The 23,073-nt window shown below is 67.3% G+C and carries 15 protein-coding genes and 1 pseudogene; 7 read left to right on the forward strand and 9 right to left on the reverse strand.

Annotated features, from left to right (window positions below; all coding sequences use genetic code 11):
• The 8 genes and pseudogenes from AC0KUR_RS32775 to AC0KUR_RS32810 all read right to left on the reverse strand — a co-directional run.
• Positions 1–351: pseudogene (locus tag AC0KUR_RS32775) on the reverse strand (transposase); the annotation flags it as partial.
• Between the two features lie 119 nt (positions 352–470).
• Positions 471–2,288 carry a glutamine--fructose-6-phosphate transaminase (isomerizing) gene (gene glmS, locus AC0KUR_RS32780; RefSeq protein WP_034186685.1) on the reverse strand — a complete coding sequence of 606 codons (1,818 nt, stop codon included), beginning with the start codon at positions 2,286–2,288 and terminating at the stop codon, positions 471–473.
• Between the two features lie 48 nt (positions 2,289–2,336).
• Positions 2,337–3,425, reverse strand: coding sequence for a prenyltransferase/squalene oxidase repeat-containing protein (locus AC0KUR_RS32785; protein ID WP_124609343.1), 1,089 nt, complete (start codon positions 3,423–3,425; stop codon positions 2,337–2,339).
• A 92-nt stretch (positions 3,426–3,517) separates the two neighbouring features.
• Positions 3,518–5,668 (reverse strand): polysaccharide deacetylase family protein, encoded by a 2,151-nt coding sequence (locus AC0KUR_RS32790; protein WP_473376944.1) that lies wholly within the window; start codon positions 5,666–5,668, stop codon positions 3,518–3,520.
• A 334-nt stretch (positions 5,669–6,002) separates the two neighbouring features.
• Positions 6,003–6,773 (reverse strand): hypothetical protein, encoded by a 771-nt coding sequence (locus tag AC0KUR_RS32795; RefSeq protein ID WP_049035217.1) that lies wholly within the window; start codon positions 6,771–6,773, stop codon positions 6,003–6,005.
• Between the two features lie 13 nt (positions 6,774–6,786).
• Positions 6,787–7,800, reverse strand: coding sequence for a YaiO family outer membrane beta-barrel protein (locus AC0KUR_RS32800; protein WP_034186689.1), 1,014 nt, complete (start codon positions 7,798–7,800; stop codon positions 6,787–6,789).
• A gap of 11 nt (positions 7,801–7,811) precedes the next feature.
• Positions 7,812–8,807, reverse strand: a complete 996-nt coding sequence (locus AC0KUR_RS32805) for a bactofilin family protein (protein WP_473376945.1) — start codon at positions 8,805–8,807, stop codon at positions 7,812–7,814.
• 3 nt (positions 8,808–8,810) lie between these two features.
• Positions 8,811–10,355: a glycosyltransferase family 2 protein gene (locus AC0KUR_RS32810; RefSeq protein ID WP_034186766.1), complete on the reverse strand. Its 1,545-nt coding sequence runs from the start codon at positions 10,353–10,355 to the stop codon at positions 8,811–8,813.
• Positions 10,356–11,548: 1,193 nt separating this feature from the next.
• Between AC0KUR_RS32810 and wecB the strand changes: the two genes are divergently transcribed.
• The 6 genes from wecB to AC0KUR_RS32840 all read left to right on the forward strand — a co-directional run bounded on the left by wecB (position 11,549) and on the right by AC0KUR_RS32840 (position 20,159).
• Entirely contained in the window at positions 11,549–12,766 is a 1,218-nt protein-coding gene (gene wecB, locus AC0KUR_RS32815; protein WP_034186691.1) for a non-hydrolyzing UDP-N-acetylglucosamine 2-epimerase, read from the forward strand.
• A gap of 703 nt (positions 12,767–13,469) precedes the next feature.
• Entirely contained in the window at positions 13,470–13,931 is a 462-nt protein-coding gene (locus AC0KUR_RS32820; protein ID WP_034186692.1) for a (2Fe-2S)-binding protein, read from the forward strand.
• A complete protein-coding gene (locus tag AC0KUR_RS32825; protein ID WP_034186693.1) occupies positions 13,928–16,252 on the forward strand; it encodes a xanthine dehydrogenase family protein molybdopterin-binding subunit in 2,325 nt (774 codons plus the stop codon). Before AC0KUR_RS32820 ends, AC0KUR_RS32825 begins: the two co-directional genes overlap by 4 nt.
• Before the next feature lie 72 nt (positions 16,253–16,324).
• Positions 16,325–17,092 carry a class II aldolase/adducin family protein gene (locus AC0KUR_RS32830; RefSeq protein ID WP_049029982.1) on the forward strand — a complete coding sequence of 256 codons (768 nt, stop codon included), beginning with the start codon at positions 16,325–16,327 and terminating at the stop codon, positions 17,090–17,092.
• Between the two features lie 108 nt (positions 17,093–17,200).
• The gene (locus tag AC0KUR_RS32835; protein ID WP_059557040.1) at positions 17,201–19,030 is read left to right on the forward strand and encodes an acyl-CoA dehydrogenase; all 1,830 of its coding nucleotides are present in this window, start codon (positions 17,201–17,203) and stop codon (positions 19,028–19,030) included.
• 148 nt (positions 19,031–19,178) lie between these two features.
• Complete coding sequence (locus AC0KUR_RS32840; protein ID WP_473376946.1) at positions 19,179–20,159, forward strand: NADPH:quinone oxidoreductase family protein; 981 nt, start codon at positions 19,179–19,181, stop codon at positions 20,157–20,159.
• Between the two features lie 162 nt (positions 20,160–20,321).
• Here the strand turns inward: AC0KUR_RS32840 and AC0KUR_RS32845 are convergent, their stop codons facing one another.
• A complete protein-coding gene (locus AC0KUR_RS32845) occupies positions 20,322–20,858 on the reverse strand; it encodes a PadR family transcriptional regulator (RefSeq protein ID WP_049032392.1) in 537 nt (178 codons plus the stop codon).
• Between the two features lie 151 nt (positions 20,859–21,009).
• On the opposite strand from AC0KUR_RS32845, the gene AC0KUR_RS32850 reads away from it, so the two are divergent.
• Positions 21,010–23,034 carry an oxidoreductase gene (locus AC0KUR_RS32850; protein WP_473376947.1) on the forward strand — a complete coding sequence of 675 codons (2,025 nt, stop codon included), beginning with the start codon at positions 21,010–21,012 and terminating at the stop codon, positions 23,032–23,034.
• Positions 23,035–23,073 lie beyond the last annotated feature (39 nt).

Below are 23,073 nucleotides of genomic sequence, written 5' to 3' on the forward strand. Positions count from 1 at the left end.
TGCCAAACAACGCGCAAGTCTTCGTCAGGCTGGTTCGATAGCGATCACGCAATTCATCGATCAACATGCGCCGACGGGCAGGCTTCAGAGCTTTTTTGCGAGTACGTCCTGCAGCATGGCCTTGTCCAGGCTCAGGTCCGCCACGAGCCGCTTCAACTTCGTGTTTTCCTCTTCGAGCTGGCGCAAGCGGCGCAACTCAGAAGGCCCCAGCCCTCCGAATTTCTTCTTCCAGTTGTAGAAAGTCGCCTCGCTTATTCCGAGTTTGCGGCAGATCTCCTCGACCTTCGTACCCAGCTCGGCTTGCTTCAGGGCAAATGCGATCTGCTCTTCCGTAAACTTGCTCGTCTTCATGGCATGGCCTTCGTGTCCGCTTGGACACATCATGCCGAATTTCTCTACTTTTGCACCGGACTATTTCTTGGGTCAGGGTCATATTGAGTGGGAAAACCCGCGAAGCGCCGAGGTATTCGTCACTCCACCGTCACCGATTTCGCCAGATTCCTCGGCTTGTCGATATCCGCGCCGCGCAAGCACGCCGCGTGATACGCGAGCAACTGTAACGGCACGACGTGCAGGATCGGCGACAACAGCCCGTAGTAATCCGGCATCCGCAGCACCGACACGCCTTCGCCGTTGTCGATCCGCGTATCCGCGTCGGCGAATACGTAGAGCTGCCCGCCACGCGCCCGCACTTCCTGCATGTTCGACTTGAGCTTTTCGAGCAGCGCGTCGTTCGGTGCAATCGTCGCGACGGGCATCGTGTGCGTCACAAGCGCAAGCGGCCCGTGTTTCAGCTCACCCGCGGGATACGCCTCCGCGTGGATATACGAAATCTCCTTCAGCTTCAGCGCCCCTTCGAGCGCGATCGGATAGTGCAATCCGCGCCCGAGAAACAGCGCGTTTTCGTGCTGCGAGAATTCCGCCGCCCAGCGCTCGATCTGCGGCTCCAGTCCGAGCACGTCTTCGAGCGCACCGGGTAGCCGTCGCAACTGCATCGTGTACCGCGCGAGCTGCGCGTCGTCGACGTAGCCGCGCAACCGCCCGAGCGTCACGGCAAGAATGAACAGCGCGACGAGCTGCGTCGTGAACGCCTTGGTCGACGCGACGCCGATTTCCGGGCCGGCCCGCGTCAGGAAGCGCAGGCCGGTTTGACGCATCATCGCGCTGGTCGGCACGTTGCAGATCGCCAGCGTGTCGATATGGCCGAGCGCCTGCGCGTACTTGAGCGCGGCGAGCGTGTCGGCGGTCTCGCCGGACTGCGACACGCTGACCACCAGCGTATTCGGCATCGCGAGCGCGTCGCTGTAACGGTATTCGCTCGCGATCTCGACCTGTGCGGGTATGCGCGCGATCGTTTCGAGCCAGCGGCGCGCGGTCAGGCCGGAATAGTGACTCGTGCCGCACGCGAGAATCAGCACGTTGTCGATCTGCTCGAACGCTCGCGCGGCATCCGGGCCGAACACGGCCGGATCGAACAACCCCGCGTCCGGGATGGTCGCGGCCACCGCCTGCGGTTGCTCGAAAATTTCCTTCTGCATGAAATGCCGGTACGGCCCGAGTTCGACCGCACCCTGCGCGGACGAAACGGTTTGTATCGCGCGTTCGACCGGTGCGCCGGTGCGATCGAGCACGCATACGCCGCCTGGCGTCAACTCGACGATGTCGCCTTCCTCGAGAAAGATGAAGCGGTCGGTGATACCGGCGAGCGCGAGCGCATCGGACGCAAGAAAGCATTCGCCGTCCTTCACGCCGACGACGAGCGGCGAGCCGGCCCGCGCGCCGATGAGCCGCTGCGGTTCGTGTTTGCTGAACACCGCGATCGCGTAGGCGCCGTGCAGCTGCGCCGTCGCATCGCGTACGGCGGCGAGCAGGTCGCCGCGATACTTGCTGTGGATCAGGTGGGCGACGACCTCGGTATCGGTCTGGCCGTCGAATTCGTAGTGCTTGTCTGAAAGTTGCTTGCGCAACGTTTCATGGTTCTCGATGATGCCGTTGTGCACGAGCGCGATCTCGTCGCGCGAGAAGATCGGGTGCGCGTTGCAGGTTGCGGGCGCGCCATGGGTCGCCCAGCGCGTGTGGGCGATGCCCGTGCTGCCGGTCAGGCCGGCGCTGCGCACGTGCGCGTCGAGATCGGCGACGCGCGACATGCTGCGTTCGCGGCGCGCCTGGCCGTTGACGACCGTCGCCACCCCGCATGAATCGTAGCCGCGATATTCAAGGCGGCGCAAACCTTCGATCAGAATCGGGACGATGTCCCGTTGCGCGACCGCGCCGACGATGCCACACATGACACGTCTCCTTCCCTGTCAATTCTCCTGGACCGCGTGCACGCTGTGTCAGCGCGACGCGGTCGCCGTTGCCTCTGCCGTCGTGAAGCCGCACTGAGCGGGCGCGACGGGGTCGGCCATCCTGCTTTCGAATGCGAGATAAAGGGATTCCTCCAGTACGTTCCAGTGCGCGCCGTGCCGGTACGGGCCCGATCGCGCATGCCAGCAGGCGACCGTGCTCCAGTCGTTCATCTTGAATGCGACCAGCGCGATCAAGCCCCATGGATAATCGCTGCCGGCCAGCTGCAGCCAGGTCTTGCCGTATTTCTGCATCCATTGCGCGTAGATCGTCTCGTTCGATTGGGCGGGAACTTGAATCCCCGACAGGAGCGGGAAGATCTGCGCGACTTTCGCCGGATAGAAAGTCGTGTCGCTGATGCGCTGCGTGCTCGCCCGAAAGCCGGACTGCGTGCCGCGCCAGAACACCTTCAGGATCGCCGACGAGAGCCGGTCGGCGCGCTGGCTCCACGGGCCCGCATGCGCGTAGTCGGCATGCCGCATGTAGTACGCGGCGAGTGCCTGGAACGCGCTGTGTACCTCGACGTTGTCCATCAGCAGCGCGACGTGCAGCGTCGACGAGATCTGATAGACGCCGGCGGGCTTGCTGAGCAGCGTGTCCAGATGCGCGCCCGCGCGGTTCAGGCTGAGTTCCCAGGCGGCGGGCATGCCGTCGGGCGGCGCGAAGCGGGAGAGCAATTCGATCCACGTCGCCATCATCGAGTCGTCGGCGTCGGCTTCCGCGCATGGACTGTACTGGCCGCTCTTCATGCAGTAACGATCGAAGCCGCCGTCCGGACGCTGGCGCGGCAACAGCCACGCGATCCACGCGAGTGCGGCCTGACGGGCATCGAGCCCGGCGTCGGCGGCGCCGAGCAGCGCCTTCGCCGCGAAGTAAGGATCGATGCCGGCGCCGTTCAGGCGTACGGTGATCGCGCCGTCGGGGCGCTGGTACAGTCCGTTGAGCTGGAGTTCGGCGGCACTCGCGTGCGGCGCGAAGCCGAATGCCGAGAGGCAACTGACAACGCACCACAGGCGGCATAGCCGGGCGACGGCCGCCACGCGTGCGCGTGCGGCCGGGAACAGCGCGGGCCGGTTCATGATCGGGGGCTCCTGCGCGGTGGTCCTGCGCAAATCCCGCCGGGCGCGGCGTTGGCCGCGTCGCGCGCCGGCGGGTAGGTCGATGTTGCGGCTCAGTGCACCTTGGCGCTGTTGAACTTGAGGCTGGTGCCGCTGATCGCGGTCACGAGCCAGTACGTCGAGTCGGTAATGACGACGCTGCCGAGGCCTTGCGTGATGACCGGCAGTGCGAAGCCCTTCTTGGGCAGCAGCCAGGTCATGTTCGCGAGGCTGGTCGGGTGGCTGGCGGCGAACGCCCAGCCGCTGCCCGTGTCGGTGGCCGACCACGTGACGTTCAGGCGTGCGCGATCGAAGATCGTGATGTCGCTCATCGTGTACCACTTGAACTGACCCGCCAGTTTCAGCGTATTGGCTTGCGAGAAGATCGCGGACAGCGTCGACGTGTAGGACGACGCGCCGAGCGGGTGCGCGTAGATCAGCCGGCTCGTACGGTTCGCGACGACGAAGTTCATCAGGGCTGCGTACCAGTTGTTCACGTCGCTCGTGGGCACCGCATACTGCTGGAATTCCTCGAACGTCGCGTACTTGCCGAACGGCATCACGGGGTAAGCCCACAGGCCCGGGTTCAGCAGCGCGCCGTTGCGGTATGCGCGGGTCGGCGCCGAGCCGGTGTGGCCGGTGAAGTAGTACCCGTTGAAGCCGTTGCTCTCGAGCCAGTTGACCGACCAGGTCGGCGTGTTGCCTTCCGGCGCCGCATATTCGACATCCGGCTGGCCCGACGCGGCCTGGACGGCCTGATGGTTCATCACGAGGTACTGCGTGAACGTGCTTGCGTTCGTTTCGCTGGCGTTCGCCCCCCAGTAGTCGTGGATCCAGCCGCCGTGGCTGCCGACGCGATGGCCCTTGCTCACGAAATACCTCACGAGACTCTGCGCGGTCGGGTTGTTGGCGAGGTTGATGCCGTCGCCGTCGCCGAAGGCCGCTTCGTCGGGGCCGGCCGTGATCACGAGCGAGAACGGGCCGTTGTTCCACACGCCGAGGTTCTTCAACTGGAGTGCGGGTTGGATCTGGTCGCCGGCGCAGAAGTGCCAGTTGAACACCAGCCCGGCCATCGCCTTCGGCAGCGGCGACAGCGACGGCAGGTTCAGCATCTGAGTGCCGAAATAGTGCAGGTACCCGTGGATCAGCATGCCGTCGGTCTGGCCGTCGAGGTAGGCGAGCGGCAGGTTGACGAATAGCACGCCGCCGTTGCCGTACGTGTTGTAGCCGGATACCAGCCCGAACGTCGGCGAGGTCAGGATCGTCGTGCCGGTGTACGTGCCCTGCGTGACGAAGCTCGGATAGGTGAGGAAGCCGTACACGTAGCCGGAGATGCCTTCGAGCGTGTCGGTGGTCGTCGCCGCGGTCGACGCGAGCGCGGTGGTCGCCGTGCCGGCCGTCGTGCTGACGAGCGAGTTGGCGCTATAGGTGCCGGACTTCACGAGCTTGCCGTTCGCAACGCCGGTCAGCTTCGGGGCCGTCTGGTTCAGTACGCCGCTGCCTGCGGACGGCGTGTCGTACTGGAACCACGCACCGTGGTTGTAGTTGGCGAGGCCGCCCGGGTTCGACGGGCTGGCGGACAGATAGAGCGCGCTGCCGGACGTCTGCTTCGACGAATTGTTCGTCTTCGTGTTGTTCGTGCTCGCCGCGGCCATGACGCTGGCGGTCGTCGTGGTCGACGCGGTCGTGGTCCACGTCATCGACTTGCCGGGAGGCACCTGGAGCGTGCGAAGCCAGCTGCTCATGCCGGTTACGTTGCCGAGACCGATCATGTTGCCGCCCAATTGGTCATACAGTACGTAGTCCACACCGACCATGTTGCTGAAACGGGATTTGGGGCTCACGTAGAAGCCGGCCGAATTCAGCACGCCGAAATCGTAGACGAGCATCACCTTGCCGCCGTTCAGCGCATAGTTCTGGATCGCCGTGACGAGCGTGTCGTCGGCCGTCGTATGCACCTGATCGGGCAGGATCAGGCCGGGATACTGCGACAGCGACGCGCCGGCCGCCATGAACTGGCTGTCGGTCATCACCGTGATCTGCAGCCCTTCCTCTTGCGCGGTGTCCAGCCATGCAGACACGCGCGGATCGGGCAATGTCAGCGTATTCGGCACCAGCAGGATGAGCTGGTTGGTGGCCGCCTGAACCCCGCCCGGACTGAATGCGAACGCGAGCGCGAACAACGCGAACAGGATCCGCAAGAACTTGCCTGACTTTGCCAACATGGTGTACTCCTCGCTCAAGGAATGGGGGCGCGCGGCCGCCGTGATGCGCGTGCCGCCAGGTCGACCAATCCTGCCCCGTAGGTGTGTGCGGCTGTCCGGTGCGTCGGATATCGAGCGGCACCTGTCGACGGCAGCCGGACCGACGAGATACGTCGGTATGCCGCGCTGTCGTCGTCGACGAGAGGACTCGATGCGACGTATCGAACGAAGCGAACAACGTGCCATTCGCCCCGGAGGCCCGGTCCTGCTGGCTTCATGTGACATGGACCGTGCGGCACGGGAGCAAACGCAATGGATTCGTTTCATCGCTGATACGGCGCATTAGCGGGCGAAATCAGCAGACGGAATCGGAGCCGTTCGTCAGCGCGCCGGGCCAGCTTGCGCAGTAGGTGTAGAGCGTGACCAGCAGGCCGATCAGCAGCGGTCCGCCAAGCAGGAAATAGCAGAACGGCAGGAACAGCAGCGAGCCGTGATGAATGATCGTCGCGTGCAGCAGCATCACGAACGGCAGCGCGACGATGAAGTAGCCGAGCACCAGCATCGACGCGACGGCCTTCTGTGGCAGCGAGAAATCGAGCGGGTAGTACAGCGCCGCCATCACCAGCGGGATCATCGCGATCGCCGCGCCGTGCAGCACGAACATGTCGCGCAGATGCAGCAACGGGCCGTACGGAAACGTGCCGGGCGCGAGCCAGAAGTACACGCAAATCAGCAACTGGGTGAAGCTCGCGATACGTAACAGATATGCAACAGGCAGCCAGTTCCTGTGCCGTATGAAGGATGCGGCGAAGCCGATCGCGCAGAGCGCCGCGGTGGCGGCCAGCAGCACGCCGCCCGGCATGCGCGCGGCGACGTCGATCGACAGCAGCGGTACGCGCGGCGCATCGGGCGGATAGCCGAGCACGATCACGTGGAGCGCCGGATCGATCTGGTGCGCACCCCACACCATCACCGCGCGCCAGTAGCGCCAGGCGAGCGGCAAGCCGACCCACAGCAACGCATACAGCGAGGGCGTCAGCAGGGCGATCGACAGCAGCCAGCGCTGCGGATGGGCGTGAATCCGCAGCGAACGGTCGGCGGGAGGGCGGACGGGATGCGTCTGCATGGCGCCCGCCCGGCTACCAGCGATAAAACACGCTGAGCTCGCCGCCGATCCGCGAGTAGTAAGGGTTGTGGTAGTAATTGAATTCGAGCTGCGTGCCCCACTTGCGCGTGAACCAGTAACGCCATTTCGCGTCGATCTCGTGGCTGCGGAAATCGGCGATCTGCGAGCCGGAGCCCGTGACCTGGTAGGCCTCGCGCCCGAACCCGCCGCGCAGCACGATCACGCTCTTGCCGACTTCGCCGTAGGTGACGGCGCCGTAATAGGCCGGCGCCTTTACCGATCCGGGCGAATCGACGGTGTAGTTCGTGCCTGCCTCGAAGATCCACTTCGGCAGGGCGTACCAGATCACGCCGGCGTGATAGAGCTGGTCGCGATGGCCGCTGCGGTTCCATGCGTAGCCGGCGCCCAGCGACACGACCAGCGAACGATCCGACAATAGCTTGCGATTGATCGACAGGTCGACGCGTGCGCTCGGCAGGATCGTCCCCGACGTGGTGCCCGCGAAGCCGATGCCGCCGAACCAGTCGGGGCCGAGATCCTGCACGTACGTCAGGGCGCCGAGCTGCGTGTTCTCGCCGAAGCGGTGCAGTTGCGCGAGTTCGCCGAGCACGGTGCGCCCGCCATCCTGATAGACGCCACGCAGATGCACGCCGTACCAGTCACCGTAGCCGTGCGTCAGGTGTGCGCTCGAATAGCCGAGCGACAGTTCGGTATGCGATTCTTGCGGCGCCTGGACATGTGTGACGATTGCGTCGGGCAGGGCCGGCCGGTTCGTATCGTCAGGCGTGAACTCGGCGAGCGGCACGCCGTCCGGCAGGCCGTCGGCGCTGACGCGGACGAACGTGGATTCGTCGCGCGGCCGCGGCGTGATGACGGTCGGGACGTCGGGCGACGGCGCGGGCGGCGCGGCGGCCGCATCGTCCGGCAGTGCCGCGAGCGCCGGTGGCGTACCGAAGGCGACGCCGCACAGCACCGCGAGGGTGGCAACCGGCACGCGCGGACCGCGATGGCAAGGGCGATCGGACATGAAGGCGCTCCTTAACGGGATGCATGAAACCAGCCGCTGCGCCACGCGACGAGGTCGCCATGCACGCAGGCATGACCGACGACCGAGACGTCGCGCGCACATGCGCTGACAGGATGGCCGGCGACACCGATGCGTGCACCGGTCAGCCGCAGCAGGCCGCCGGCCGACACGATCCCGTCGATGCAGCTCGCATTCGCGAGCAGCACGTCGTCGCGCGCGAACACGGCGCCGTGCAGCAACGCATGACGTTCGAGTTCGACGCGATGCGCCTTGACGCTGCCGCGCAGCACGCAGCCTTCGCCGAGCACGAGCGTGCCGTCGACGATGAGGTTGCCTTGCACGACCGTGTGCGCGGGCAGGCGAACGTCGCAATGCACCAGGTAGCGGCCGTGCAGGAAGCGATGCGGGAGCGATGCGAAGTGGCGGGCGAGCGAGATCGCGCGGCGCGGCGCGGCTGGCGTGCCGACCGGTCGCGCGCTCGGTGCCGCGCCGAAGACGATCGGCTCGCCGTACAGGCACGCGAAGCCGCCGGCGCCGCGCAGGTGTACCGTGCCGCCGACCACGACGCCACGCAGCACCGCGCCGTCGACGTCGATCCGCGGCGCGTGCGCAAGCGCGCCGATGGTCGCGCCGGCGCGAATGTCGATGCGTTCGCCGGCGAACGCGTACGCCGCGTGGGCGCCGCCGTCGAGCGTGATCGCATGATCGGCATGGAGCACGTCGTCGCGATGCTCGTCGTGCGCGACGTGGATCGTGCCGGCGTGCTGCACGGCCAGTCCGAGCGCTTGCCAGGGCGGTGCGGCGGATGGATCGGCCGCCGGTTCGCCGGCCGCGTGCGCGCGCAGCGCGTCGTGCCATTGCGTGGCGAGCAACGCCTGATCGACGAACGGACCGTCGCCGATCGGCAGTGCCGCGACGTCGCTGCGCCGGATCAGCTCATGCAGCATCGGCAGGAACGGCAGGCTGAGCACGCCGGCCACCGGCACCAACACATTGAAGGTCGTCATCGATCAACGCTCCGGTTTCAGTTGCCGGCGAAAACGCTCGGTCTTGTCCCACTTCAGTTCGCGACGGAATGCGGCGTCGAGCGTGAGTCCCCACAACGCGGAGACGACGGCCGCGATCGTCACGCAGAAGCCGACGACGTTGACCGGTACGAGCCGCAGCCGCGTCGCGCGGCCGTCGAGCCGGGCGGCGACGACGATCTCGAAGAACACGCCGAAGTTGCCGAAGGTGCTGAACGAGAACAGCGCGAACAGCGACACGATCAGGCCGAGCGCCGTCGAGTTGACCCCGTTGAACAGGTAGAGCGTGAGCGCGGCGATCCATGCGACCGCGAGCAGCGCGGGCATCACGAACACGCCGAGCAGCAACGCGCCGTCCAGCCGGCAGCGCCGCGAGATCAGCGGGTTGCGCAGTACCGGAACCAGATAGCGCAGCAGCGTCTGGTTGTGGCCTTTCGCCCAGCGCGTCAACTGCCGGGCACGCACGGCCCAGCGCTCCGGCACTTCCTCATAGCATTCGGCGTGATTCAGGTAGACCGTGCGCCAGTCGCTCAGCAGCAGGCGATAGGTCATGTCGGTGTCCTCGGCCAGCGTGTCGTCGCGCCAGCCGCCCACCGCGTCGAGCGCGCCCTTGCGGATGCCGCCGACCGTGCCGCCGTACTGCGGCACCAGGTTGAGGTTGTTGCGGGCTTGCTGGTTGACCTGGTAGCCGCCCGCGCGCTCGAGGTCGAGCAGCCGCGCGAGCAGGTTGCTGTCGGCGTTCTGCGGCACGACGCGGCCCATCACCGCGCCGACTTCCGGATCGAAGAACGGCGCGACGAGTTCCTTCAGCAGCCCCGGGCGCGGCAGGTAGTCGGCGTCGAACACCACCATGATGTCGCCGCGAATGTAGCGCAGCGCATCCTTCAGCGCGGCCGCCTTGCCCGGTTTGCCGGTCTCGCGGTGAAACGGCTGGATGAGGTCGGGCGCGAGCGCCCGGACCTCGTCGATCAGCGCACGGGTGTTGTCGGTCGAGCGGTCGTTGACCGGAATGATCGTCAGCCTGTCGCGCGGGTAGGTCGTCGCCAGCAGTGCCATCAGGCAATCGACGACGACGGCTTCCTCGTTGTGGGCGGCGACGAACACCGTGAGCCTCGGCCAGTCGCCGTGGGTAATCGTCCGGTAGGGCGCGCATTGCGGCTTGAACAGGCGGTCGAGGCTGAACACGTAATGCCGTCCGGCGTAGATGCACGTCAACACCGTGAACAGCCACAGGTACGCGACGCAGGGCATCAGCAGCAGGTCGGGGTCGAGCGTGATACCCGGCGCGCCGGCCGGCGGCGGCTCGAGTGACGCGTTCGCATCGGGCGAAGCCTGCGCGGCGATCGCGAACCGCGCGCCGTCGAGGGCCGCGCGTTCGACCGCGACCGCGGCGTTTGCGGCAGGCAGGATGATCCGCGCCGGCTCGGCGATCGCCTGCGATGCGGTGTCGCGCACGCTCAGCGAAAAGGCAAGCACGATCAGCAGCAGAACGCCTTGCTCGCAGAGTGACGCCATCCGCGGATTCTTCATGTCCTGGTCCCCGGTGTCCGCGACGACGACCGATGAGAGCGGAAGGCGCCCGTGGATCGCGCGGATGTCAATGGGACGCGGCCGCACGTTCGTCGCGCGGGGCGGATGTCGTTCGCCCCCGCGCACGCGTCGCGTCGCTTCCCGGCTTCGTTGCTTTGGCGTCCCCGTCCGTCTGCTGCTGCCGTGCGAGTGCTTCGGGACGCACCTGTCTGACATTAAGCAAGGCGTGAGCCATGGGCCGCGATGCCCCGTGCAGCAAGGAGGCGGGCGCGAGGCGCGCGTAGGGTCAGGCGCGTGGCGACGTGTTTTGATTCACTGACGAATCAGCGCCGTCGCGCGACATGCGACGCCACGCAGCCTGCGACACATCTCGCCGACCTCGCACGGCGGGCGGTTTGTCTAACGAGTCGTCGCCGCCTTGTTCGATGTGGCCTTGCGAGACGTGCAGCGGCGTGTCGCTCGCCGCGCGCGCGTTGCCCCGATGGACGAAACGGTTGCCGCCGTCGTGCGCGCGGAATAGACCGGACTCCGATGTATCTTCCCGCTCGGCTCTGCGTTACACATTCGCAACATTTCCCGCGCATGCATTCGTGCGACGCAAGCCGCGCCGCGTGTCGGGGAATTCGCGCGCACATGGTCGTGGCCGGAGGTCGCGTGCGCGCCGCGCGCTGCACAGACAAAAGTGCCGAATCGAGACGACGCAACGCGCTTCGAAAGATGCACGCGGTGCGATGCGTGACGGGCGTCCGACCTGCGTTCTCGATTCATCGGACGACGTCGTCAGACGGATCGCGCGATCGGCCGGCTGTTTATCGTTGTCGTGCCGGCTCGTCGATGAGACGCCCGTAGCAGTTGTGAAACATTCCGTAACGCACCGCGCATGTGCGGTGTGCGTCGCGCGAGCCAGCTGCGGCTGCGGGGGCGGCTGGTTTGAATATTGCTGGTGTGGAAGCGACGTGACGGACCGACGTGACGCTCGACACAGCGAGGAACGACTCATGACGTGACTGATCAGTGCAACGGGACGCCGGTAGTACGACGATTCGCGTGGCCGGGACCGCGCGGACAGGACGGCGCGCCTGCCTCGCAGCACGGTTACGTGCCGACCGCGCGAGTATGGGCAGTGCCGCCTGAATACATGCTTCGCGCCACGTGCAGGATCATCCGCGCGAAGTGGCTAAACGAGGATAACGATGAAGAAGATCTTGCTTGTGTTCGGGACTCGGCCGGAGGCCATCAAGATGGCGCCGCTGGTGCGTGCGCTGAAGGCGCAAGCGGAGGTCGACGCCCGGGTATGCGTGACCGCGCAGCATCGGGAAATGCTCGACCAGGTGCTGACGCTGTTCGACATCAAGCCCGACTACGATCTCAACCTGATGCGGCAAAGCCAGACGCTGACCGACGTGACGACCGGCATTCTTCAGGCGATCGGCATGGTCTTCGACGACCTGCGTCCGGACGTCGTGCTGGTGCACGGCGATACGACGACCACGCTGGCGGTCAGCCTGGCGGCGTTCTACCGCTATCTGCCGGTCGGGCACGTGGAGGCCGGGCTGCGCAGCGGCGACATCTGGTCGCCGTGGCCGGAGGAGCTGAATCGCCGCGTGACCGATGCGGTGTCGTCGTGGCACTTCGCGCCGACCGGGCAGGCGCGCGACAACCTGCTCAGCGAGGGCGTGCCGGGCAGCGGCGTCTCGCTGACCGGCAATACCGTGATCGATGCGTTGCACGAGGTCAAACGCATGCTGGACCGCACCTCTGCGTTGTCTGACAAGGTCGCCGCGTATTTTCCGTTTCTCGAACCGTCGCGGCGCGTCGTGCTGATCACGGGGCATCGCCGCGAGAGTTTCGGCGAACCGTTCCAGCATTTTTGCGAGGCGCTCTGTACGCTCGCGGGCCGCTATCGCGACGCGCAGTTCGTCTATCCGCTGCACATGAATCCGAACGTGCGGGAGCCGGCGCGAGCGCGGCTCGGCGGCGTGCCGAACATCTACCTGATCGAACCGCAGGAATACCTGTCGTTCGTATTCCTGATGTCCCGCGCGCATTTCATCATTACCGACTCGGGCGGCATTCAGGAAGAAGGGCCGGCGCTCGGCAAGCCGGTGCTCGTCACGCGCGAGACGACCGAGCGGCCCGAGGCGATCCAGGCAGGCACCGCACGGCTCGTCGGTACGGACCAGGAGCGGATCGTGTGGGAGGCGTCGCGCCTGTTCGACAGCGAAAGCGCCTACGAGGAAATGTCGCGCGCGAGCAATCCGTATGGCGACGGCCACGCGAGCGAGCGGATCGTTCACGCGCTGATGCGCACGCCGGGCGTGACCACGAAAACGACGAGTTTTTCGATGGGGGCAACGGAGATGCCGTTCAACGCGCTCACGCTGGGCTTGCAGGCGTTGCGCTCGCCGTGAGCCGGATCGCGCGATAGCGTACTTCCGTACCGTTCGTTACCGTCGCGCGCGAGGATCCGGTTCGGCCGCCAGGCCGGCCGGATCCTCGCATTTGCGCGACCCCGAACGAATTTTCCCGCCGCGTTCTTCAAGACTGTCTTAGCGGAATGTTCCGTTCGCGGTGCGGCGCCGCGCATGGATACTTCCGCGGATACCCGCCCCGCATCGGCCGGAATGCACGGCAAACTCCCGGTTTCAGATGCGGGGATCCGATGCATCCGATCCCCGGCCATCCGTCGCAACCCATGCCGCACGAGTTCGGTCTCGACCCGGTCGGCTGGAAAGCGCCCGGCGGCGCAAAGCTGCCGCACATCGGTTAAAGTTGGAGCGCGGCTCAATCCCCATACGAATCCGCCTGCCCGGGCATGTCGAAGCCCTCCGGGCCGGACGTCGCGCGCGGGGGCAGCGGCGATCCCGGGCACCGTTTCTGGCAGCCCCGACAGGGTCGCGTCGCCTGAGTGACGGTTTGCATGGGGCAGAATCGGGACCCGCGGGCGCCCGCTTTCGATCGGAGTCGAACACCCGGTCGTCATCGGCACCGATAGCCCGTCGGCCGCTGGTGCTTCCGGCGAAGCAGTCCGCCAGGCGGTGCCGGGCCGGCACCGTTCGAATCCCCACACGGCACCCGTGGTGCGACGCGGGCGCCTCGACCAGGAGGTGAACGATGATCACGCTGACCGTCAACGGTAGCGAGCAACACTTCGACGGCAATCCCGACATGCCGTTGCTCTGGTATCTGCGCGACGTGCTCGGCCACACCGGCACCAAGTTCGGCTGCGGGATGGCGCTGTGCGGCGCGTGTACCGTTCATCTCGACGGCGTCGCGATCCGGTCGTGCATCACGCCCGTTGCGGCGGCTTCCGGCAAGCGCGTGACGACGATCGAGGGACTGTCGACCGACCTGACCCACCCGCTGCAGCAGGCATGGCAGGAACTGAACGTCGCGCAATGCGGCTACTGCCAGTCCGGGCAGATCATGCAGGCCGCATCGCTGCTGAAGACGAATCCCCATCCGACCGATGCCGACATCGACGATGCGATGTCCGGCAACATCTGCCGCTGCGGCACCTACACGCGCATTCGCGCGGCGATCCGCCTGGCCGTGCGCCGCGGAGGTGCCGCATGAGCGCGCCCGAACTCTCCGTCCACAACGAAAGCCGCCGCGCGCTGCTGTTGGGCTTCGCGTCCGGCGGGCTGCTGCTCGCGTTCGGCGTGCCGTCGCTCGCGCAGGCCGCGGCACCGGTGCAGCCGCCCGTCAGCACGAACCCGCAATACGGCGGCGCCGGGATGCCGCACGGGCTGCGCGACGATCCGCACCTGTTCGTCGCGATCGCCCCGGACGGCACCGTGACCGTCACCTGCATCCGCTCCGAGATGGGACAGGGCGTGCGCACGAGCGTCGCGCTCGTGGTCGCCGACGAGCTGGGTGCCGACTGGGCGCGCGTGAAGGTCGCGCAGGCCGTCGGCGACGAGCCGCGCTACGGCAACCAGAACACCGACGGCTCGCGCAGCCTGCGCCAGAGTTTCGCCGCGCTGCGTCGGGCAGGGGCCGCCGCGCGCACGATGCTCGAGCAGGCGGCCGCGACCGAGTGGGGCGTTGATGTGGGCCAGGTCAAGGCATCGGTGCACGAGGTCGTCGACACGAAGGGCGGGCGCAAGCTCGGTTTCGGCGAACTCGCCGCGAAAGCGGCCGCGTTGCCGGTGCCCGACACGAAGACGCTCGCGTTGAAGGCACCGGCCGAATTCCGCTATATCGGCAAGGGCAAGACCGCGCTGATCGACGGGCGCGACATCGTCGGCGGCCGTGCGCACTACGGGATCGACACGCGGCTCGACGGCATGCTGTATGCGGTCGTTGCGCGGCCGCCGGCCTACGGCGACACGGTCGCGTCATTCGATGCGTCGGCGGCCGAGAAACTGCCGGGCGTCGTCAAGGTCGTGCAGCTTGCGTCGGCGCCGCTGCCGTCCGGCTTCCAGCCGCTCGGCGGCGTGGCCGTCGTCGCACGCGACACGTGGACGGCCATCCAGGCGCGCGCGCAACTGAAGATCGACTGGAAGCGCGGGCCCCACGCGGGCTACGACTCGGCCGATTATCGCAAGGCGCTCGAGGCGGCCGCCGCGCAGCCGGGCGACGTGATCCGCAACGACGGCGATGCGGCCGCGGCGCTCGCCGGCGCCGCGAAACGCGTCCGTGCGACGTACTACATCCCGCATCTCGCCCACGCGACGATGGAGCCGCCCGCGGCCGTCGCGCGCGTGGCCGACGGCCGCTGCGAGGTGTGGACCTGCACGCAGGCGCCGCAGACCACCCGCGACGAGGTCGCGAAGGCGCTCGCGCTGCCGACCGAGCGCGTGACGGTCAACGTGACGCTGCTCGGCGGCGGATTCGGCCGCAAGTCGAAACCCGATTACGTGGTGGAAGCCGCGCTGCTGTCGAAGGCGGTCGGCGCGCCCGTGAAGCTGACTTTCACGCGCGAGGACGACATCGCGCACGACTATTTCCACGCGGTGTCGCTCGAGGCGTTCGACGGCGGGATCGACGCGTCGGGGAAGGTGGTCGCGTGGCAGCATCGCACGGTCGCGCCGTCGATCCAGTCGACCTTCAAGCCGGACATCGTGCACGAGCAGCCGGGCGAACTGGCTCAGGGGATCGCGGACCTGCCGTTCGCGATCCCGAACGTGCGGATCGAGAATCCGGCTGCCGAAGGGCACACGCGGATCGGCTGGTTTCGCTCGGTCTACAACATCCCGCATGCGTTCGGCATCCAGAGCTTCGTGTCGGAGCTCGCGCACGCGGCCGGCCGCGACCCGAAGGATTTCCTGCTCGCGCTGATCGGGCCCGCGCGGCGCTTCGAGCCGCACATCACGGTGAAGAACGTGAACTACGGCGAGGATCCCGCGCTGTACCCGGTCGATACGGGGCGGCTGCGGCGCGTGGTCGAGACGGTCGCGCGCGAAGCCGGCTGGGGGCGCAAGCTGCCGAAGGGGCACGGGCTCGGGATCGCCGCGCATCGCAGTTTCGTGTCGTACACGGCGGCGGTCTGCGAGGTGCAGGTCGGCGCGGACGGCAGGATCACGGTGCCGCGCGTCGACATCGCGATCGACTGCGGGCCTCAGGTCAATCCGGAGCGCGTGCGCTCGCAGCTCGAGGGAGCGGTGGTGATGGGGCTCGGCATCGCGCTGCATGGCGAGATCACGTTCAAGGACGGCCATCCGGAACAGAGCAACTTCAACGGCTTCCAGGTGCTGAGAATGAACGAGGCGCCGCGTGAGATCCGCGTGCATCTCGTCGCGCCGGACGACTTCACGGCACCGCTCGGCGGCGTCGGCGAGCCGGGCCTGCCGCCCGTCGCACCGGCGCTGACCAACGCGATCTTCGCGGCGACCGGCACGCGCATCCGCAGCCTGCCGATTGCCGATCAGCTCGCGAAGCCGCAGGCGGGTTGACGCACAATCCCTCCGACGCCGGGCCGCTTCGCGCGGCCCGGTTCGCATCGATCCCTGAACAAGGAGTGTGACGTGGCCTCATCCGATGTCAGTGTGCAGCAGGCGGTTTCTCCCGCCGAATGGGATGCGCGAGTCAACCTGGCGGCGGCCTATCGCCTGACCGCGCTGTTCGGCTGGGACGATCTCGTGTTCACCCATATCTCGGCGCGTGTGCCCGGCCCGGAACATCATGTCCTGATCAACCCGTACGGGATGATGTTCGACGAGATCACGGCGTCGTCGCTGGTCAAGATCGATCTCGACGGTCGCAAGGTGTCCGAATCGCCGTACGAGATCAACCCGGCCGGCTTCACGATTCACAGCGCGGTGCATGCGGCCCGTGACGACGCGCTGTGCGTGATGCACACGCACTCGATCAACGGTGTCGCCGTATCGGCGCAGGAAGCCGGCTTGCTGCCGCTGTCGCAGCAGTCGCTCGGCGTGCTGGCGTCGCTCGGGTATCACGATTACGAAGGCATTGCGCTCGACGAGGGCGAGAAGGCGCGCCTCGTGCGGGACCTCGGCGGCAACACGAACCTGATGCTGCGCAATCATGGGCTCTTGACGGTCGGCGCGACGCCGGCCGACGCGTTCGTCGCGATGTACTTCTTCGAGGCCGCGTGCATGATCCAGGTCCGCGCGCAGGCCGGCGGCGCGGCGCTGCGGCCGATCGCGCAACCGATTCTCGACGGTATCAGGCAGCAGATCGCCGCGGTCACGCGCGGGATGGGCGCCGGGGCGCTCGTCTGGCCGGGATTGTTGCGCCGGCTCGATCGACTTAATCCCGGGTACGCGGACTAGCTCGCTCGTCGTTGTTGTTTGCGAACGATCGTGCTAAATTCCTGCCAGCAACTTGCGGTCACGAACCCTTCATTCGGCTGACGAAGCCGGCGCCCGGGAGGCAGCACGATGAGCCTGTTGATGTCGCGACGCGATCTCGCGTTCCTGCTGTACGACTGGCTCGACGCCGAAGCGCTCGCCGCGCTGCCGCGCTTCGCGGAGCACAGTCGCGAGACCTTCGACGCGGTGCTCGACACCAGCGAGCGGATCGCCGAGAACCTGTTTGCACCGCATGCGGCGCGCGGCGATCGCGAGGAACCGCAGTTCGACGGCGAGCGCGTGACGCTGATCCCCGAGGTCGAGCCGGCCGTGCGCGCGTTCGCGGACGCCGGGCTGATCGCCGCGGGGCATGACGACGCGCTCGGCGGCATGCGGTTGCCGAAGCTGGTCGAAGCCGCATCGTTCCTGTTCTTCCAGGCCGCGAACATCGCGACGGCCGCCTATCCGTTCCTGACCGTCGCCAACGCGAACCTGCTCGTCGCGCACGGCAGCCCCGCGCAGATCGACGCGTTCGCGCGCCCGGAACTGGAAGGGCGCTTCCTCGGCACGATGTGCCTGTCCGAACCGCAAGCCGGCTCGTCGTTGTCCGACATCGCGACGCGGGCGGATTTCGAGGGCGACTCGCCGCTCGGCTCGCGCTACCGGCTGACCGGCAACAAGATGTGGATCTCCGGCGGCGAACACGAGCTGGCGGAGAACATCGTGCACCTCGTGCTCGCGAAGATTCCCGACGAACACGGCCGGCTGCAGCCCGGCACGCGCGGCATCTCGCTGTTCATCGTGCCGAAGTACCTGCCGGACGCCGACGGCCGTGCGCGGGGCGAGCACAACGACGTCGTGCTCGCCGGGCTGAACCACAAGATGGGCTATCGCGGCACGACCAACTGCCTGCTGAATTTCGGCGAAGGCACGCGCTATCGTCCGGAAGGGCGTGCGGGCGCGATCGGCTACCTGGTCGGCAAGCCGAACCATGGCCTCGCCTACATGTTCCACATGATGAACGAGGCGCGCATCGGCGTCGGCGCGGGTGCGGTGGCGCTCGGCTATACCGGTTATCTGCGCGCGCTCGACTATGCGCGCAACCGGCCGCAGGGGCGTCCGCTCGGGCCGGCCGGCAAGGACGCGGCCGCGCCGCAGGCGCCAATCGTCGAGCATCCGGACGTGCGGCGCATGCTGCTCGCGCAGAAGGCCTATGTCGAAGGCGGTCTCGCGCTGATCCTGTACTGCGCGAAGCTGGTCGATGAAGCACGCGGGCACGGCGACGCGGACGCGCGCGCCCAGGCCGCGGGCCTGCTCGACATCCTCACGCCGATCGCGAAAAGCTGGCCGTCGCAGTGGTGTCTCGCCGCGAACGACCTCGCGATCCAGGTGCACGGCGGCTACGGCTACACGCGCGACTACGCGGTCGAGCGGCTCTACCGGGACAACCGGCTGAATCCGATTCACGAAGGCACGCACGGGATCCAGGCGCTCGACCTGCTGGGCCGCAAGGTCGCCCAGGACGACGGCGCGCTGCTGCATGCGCTCGATGCGCGGATCGGCGCGACGGTCGAGCGCGCGCGAGCGCTGGATGCCGGCACGCGCGAGCAGGCCGATGCGCTGGCGCGGCGCTGGGCGCGACTGTGCGACGTCACGCGGCAGCTCGGCGCGATCGGCGATCCGCGGACACGGCTGGCGAACGCGAGCGTCTATCTCGAAGCGTTCGGCCACCTCGTCGTCGCATGGCTGTGGCTCGACGTGACGCTTGCCGCGCACGGGCACGACGGCGATTTCCACGACGGCAAGCGTGCGGCGGCCCGATACTTTTTCCGCTGGGAGTTGCCGAAGGTGGATGCGCAGCTCGATCTGCTGTCGAGCGTCGACACGACGACGCTCGACATGCGGGACACGTGGTTCTGAACGTTGCGTCACCGACATTCCGGCATGCGGACGATATTGCGGGGGCGGGTGCTGCCGGCCGTCGCCGGTTCGTCGCAAGCCGGCCGGGCGGGAGCATTCCGCCGACCGTACCGATGCGCGGCCGCGCCGCGCAAGGAGTGAGAAGCGCATGAAAGCCCTGTTGTGTACCGCATTCGGCCCGATCGACAGTTTGCGTATCGAGGACGTCGCGATTCCCGAACCGGCCGCCGGCCAGGTGCGGATCCAGGTGAAGGCGGCGTCGCTCAATTTTCCCGACGCGTTGATCGTTCAGGGCTTGTATCAGGTGAAGCCGGCGCTGCCGTTTTCGCCAGGCGCCGAGTTTGCCGGCGTGATCGACGCGGTCGGCGACGGCGTGAGCGCGTATCGGCCGGGCGATTCGGTGGTGGCGTTCACCGGGCATGGCGGGTTCGCGGAGCAGTGCGTGGCCGACGTGCACCAGATCGCCGCGCTGCCCCCGGGCATGGCGTTCGAGCAGGGGGCGGCGCTCGTGCTCGCCTACGGCACGTCGCTGCACGCGTTGCAGCAGCGCGCGCGGCTCCAGGTGGGCGAGACGCTGCTCGTGCTGGGCGCGGCGGGCGGGGTCGGGCTCGCGGCGATCGAGATCGCGAAGGCGCTCGGCGCGCGCGTGATCGCGGCGGCGTCGAGCGCGGACAAGCTCGCGTTGTGCCGTGAAGCGGGGGCCGACGAGACGATCGACTATGCGACCGAAGACCTGCGTCGGCGCGTCGACGCATTGACCGGCGGGCGCGGCGCCGACGTCGTCTACGATCCGGTGGGCGGCGCGTACAGCGAAGCGGCGCTGCGCGCGACCGCCTGGCGCGGCCGGTTCCTCGTGGTCGGCTTCGCGGCCGGCGAGATTCCGAAGATCGCGCTGAACCTCGCGCTGCTCAAGGAGCGTGACATTCTCGGCGTGTTCTGGGGCGATGCGGTGCGCCGCGACCCGGCGCAGCATGTCGCGAACATGCGGCTGCTGGCCGAATGGTTCGCGGCCGGCAAGGTGCGGCCGGCGATCACCGAGCGCGTGTCGCTGGCCGGCGCGGCCGACGCGATCGCACGGATGGCGAACCGGCAGGTGAAGGGCAAGGTGGTGATCCTGCCCGGCGCGTGATCCTGATTCGCCGCGCGGTGATTCAACGTCGGCCGCGCGGCCGATTGCCTGAGGCAGCGGCGCCGCGTGAACCGCGGCAGGCTCATCGTTACCGCGCATGCGCTGCGCGAGTGCGATGCCGATCGGCACCGAGACGAACGCCGCCCATGTTCCGTCAGCGGATCAATCCTTCGGCAAGCGCAGCGTGTCGAGCGCGTCCTGCGAAAACTCGACCCAGAACCGCTCGTTCGCGATGCCGGCCTGCAGCACCAGATGCTGCAAGCGTTTCGCGCGCGAGTCGGCGCCTTCCGGAAAATCGCGCGCCTCGATCTTCAGGTACAGGTCGAGCTTCTCCTGGTGAAGCGCGATCCGCCGCCGGATTTCGTCCTCGAGGCCCGACGGGCCGAGCACCGCTTCCGCACGCAGGCGCACCATCAACGCTTCGCGCAGCGGCGTCGGATCTTCCTGTTCGGCGATCCAGCGTCGCAGTTCCTTCTTGCCGGCCGGCAGGATCCGATAGGCACGCTTGCGGCCACGGCCCGATTCGGCGGGCAGCGATTCGATCCAGCCCGTTTCCTCGAGGCGCCCCAGTTCGCGATAGATCTGCTGATGCGTCGCCTGCCAGAAATAACCGATCGAGCGATCGAAGCGGTCGGCAAGCTCGGACCCCGAACCGGGACGTTCGGCGAGCGCGGTGAGGAGGGCGTGAGGCAAGGACATGTCGGATCGGAGGAGGCCGCGGAATGAATCGCATCTTGCCATATCGGGGCCACAGTACAAGCCAGGGATCCCGTTTATGCAACATGTTGCATAAACGGATGCGGTGAACTACCATCTGTGCAACTTGTTGCATAAAAATGGAGACGCCCCGATGACATCCCGTTATCCGCATTTGACGACCCCGCTCGACCTGGGCTTCACGTGGCTCAGGAACCGCGTGCTGATGGGGTCGATGCATGTGGGACTCGAGGAAGCGCCGAACGGTTTCGAGCGGATGGCGGCGTTCTACGCGGAGCGCGCGCGAGGCGAGGCCGGCCTGATCGTCACGGGCGGATTCGCACCGAACGAGCGCGGCCGTCCGGCGCCGGGCGGCGCGATGCTGACGACCGAGGCGGAAGCCGAACGCCATCGTGTCGTGACGCGCGCGGTGCACGCGGCGGGCGGCAAGATCGCGCTGCAGATCCTGCATTTCGGACGCTACGCGTATCACCCGGCGCTCGCGGCGCCCAGCGCGCTGAAGGCGCCGATCAACCCGTTCACGCCGCATGCGTTGAGCAGCGACGAAGTCGACGAGACGATCGCCGATTTCGTGCGTTGCGCGGCGCTCGCGCAGCATGCGGGCTACGACGGCGTCGAAATCATGGGGTCCGAAGGTTACCTGATCAACGAATTCATCGCCGCGCGCACGAACCATCGCGACGACGCATGGGGCGGCGCGTACGAGAACCGCATCCGTTTCGCGGTCGAGATCGTGCGGCGCGTGCGCGAGCGCGTCGGCACGAACTTCATCGTCATCTACCGGCTGTCGATGCTCGATCTCGTCGAAGGCGGCTCGACGCTCGACGAGGTGATCCGCCTCGCGCAGGCGATCGAGGCGGCCGGCGCGACGATCCTCAATACCGGCATCGGCTGGCACGAGGCGCGCATTCCGACCATCGCGACCAAGGTGCCGCGCGCCGCGTATGCGTGGGTGACGCGGCAATTGATGGGCAAGGTCGGCATCCCGCTCGTCGCGACCAACCGGATCAACACGCCGGAAGTGGCCGAGCAACTGCTCGCCGACGGCTATTGCGACATGGTGTCGATGGCGCGGCCGTTCCTTGCCGATGCCGAATTCGTCCGCAAGGCGCGGGAAGGGCGCGCGGACGAAATCAACACGTGCATCGGCTGCAACCAGGCGTGCCTCGACCATACCTTCAGCGGCAGGATCACGTCCTGCCTCGTCAATCCGCGCGCCTGCCATGAAACCGAACTCGTGATCCGCCCCGCCGGGCAGCGCAAGCGGATCGCGGTGGTCGGCGCCGGGCCGGCGGGCCTCGGCTTCGCGGTCACGGCCGCCGAACGCGGTCACGCGGTGACGCTGTACGAAGCCGGCGCCGAGATCGGCGGTCAGTTCAACATCGCGAAGAAGGTGCCCGGCAAGGAAGAGTTCAACGAAACGCTGCGCTATTTCCGCCGGCAGATCGAACTGCGCGGCGTGGCGCTGCACGTCAATACGCGCGCGACCGCCGAGATGCTGCTGCAGGGCGAATTCGACGAAGTGGTGATCGCGACCGGCATCGTGCCGCGCACGCCGCCGATCGACGGCGTCGGCCATCCGAAGGTGCTCGGTTATCTCGACGTGTTGCGCGACGGCAAGGTCGTCGGCCGCGACGTGGCGATCGTCGGCGCCGGCGGCATCGGCTTCGACGTCGCCGAATATCTCGTGCATCGCGGCGACGGTGAACGTGTCGACGCGGCGCGGTTCTTTGCCGAGTGGGGTGTCGACCGGACGTATGCGAACGCGGGCGGTCTCGGCCATGCGCGGCCCGAACCGGCGGCACGTCATGTCCACCTGCTGCAGCGCAAGGCGTCGAAGGTCGGCGACGGGCTCGGCAAGACCACCGGCTGGATTCATCGCACGGCGCTGAAGGCGCGCGGCGTCGGGATGTCGTCGGCGGTGACGTACCGGCGCATCGACGACGAGGGACTGCACGTGACGATCGACGGCGTCGAGCGGACGCTGCCGGTGGACAACGTGATCATCTGCGCGGGGCAGGAGCCGTTGCGCGAACTCGCCGTGCAGCTCGAGGCGGCCGGGTGCAAGGTTCATGTGATCGGCGGCGCGCACGAAGCCGCCGAGCTCGATGCGAAGCGCGCGATTCACCAGGGTACGACGCTGGCCGCGACGCTTTGACGCCGATTCGCTTTTCTTTCCGTTCGACGATTCAGGAGT

It is taken from the genome of Burkholderia sp. YHN3-13, assembly GCF_055810675.1.

Bases quoted from the DNA above. Each gene is read 5' to 3' on its own strand.
- AC0KUR_RS32845 (WP_049032392.1), bottom strand. From the start codon at position 20,858: ATGTCCTTGCCTCACGCCCTCCTCACCGCGCTCGCCGAACGTCCCGGT.
- AC0KUR_RS32825 (WP_034186693.1), top strand. From the start codon at position 13,928: ATGAGCGCGCCCGAACTCTCCGTCCACAACGAAAGCCGCCGCGCGCTG.
- AC0KUR_RS32850 (WP_473376947.1), top strand. From the start codon at position 21,010: ATGACATCCCGTTATCCGCATTTGACGACCCCGCTCGACCTGGGCTTC.
- AC0KUR_RS32810 (WP_034186766.1), bottom strand. From the start codon at position 10,355: ATGAAGAATCCGCGGATGGCGTCACTCTGCGAGCAAGGCGTTCTGCTG.
- AC0KUR_RS32820 (WP_034186692.1), top strand. From the start codon at position 13,470: ATGATCACGCTGACCGTCAACGGTAGCGAGCAACACTTCGACGGCAAT.
- AC0KUR_RS32790 (WP_473376944.1), bottom strand. From the start codon at position 5,668: ATGTTGGCAAAGTCAGGCAAGTTCTTGCGGATCCTGTTCGCGTTGTTC.
- AC0KUR_RS32795 (WP_049035217.1), bottom strand. From the start codon at position 6,773: ATGCAGACGCATCCCGTCCGCCCTCCCGCCGACCGTTCGCTGCGGATT.
- wecB (WP_034186691.1), top strand. From the start codon at position 11,549: ATGAAGAAGATCTTGCTTGTGTTCGGGACTCGGCCGGAGGCCATCAAG.
- AC0KUR_RS32835 (WP_059557040.1), top strand. From the start codon at position 17,201: ATGAGCCTGTTGATGTCGCGACGCGATCTCGCGTTCCTGCTGTACGAC.
- AC0KUR_RS32785 (WP_124609343.1), bottom strand. From the start codon at position 3,425: ATGAACCGGCCCGCGCTGTTCCCGGCCGCACGCGCACGCGTGGCGGCC.
- AC0KUR_RS32800 (WP_034186689.1), bottom strand. From the start codon at position 7,800: ATGTCCGATCGCCCTTGCCATCGCGGTCCGCGCGTGCCGGTTGCCACC.
- AC0KUR_RS32840 (WP_473376946.1), top strand. From the start codon at position 19,179: ATGAAAGCCCTGTTGTGTACCGCATTCGGCCCGATCGACAGTTTGCGT.
- AC0KUR_RS32805 (WP_473376945.1), bottom strand. From the start codon at position 8,807: ATGACGACCTTCAATGTGTTGGTGCCGGTGGCCGGCGTGCTCAGCCTG.
- glmS (WP_034186685.1), bottom strand. From the start codon at position 2,288: ATGTGTGGCATCGTCGGCGCGGTCGCGCAACGGGACATCGTCCCGATT.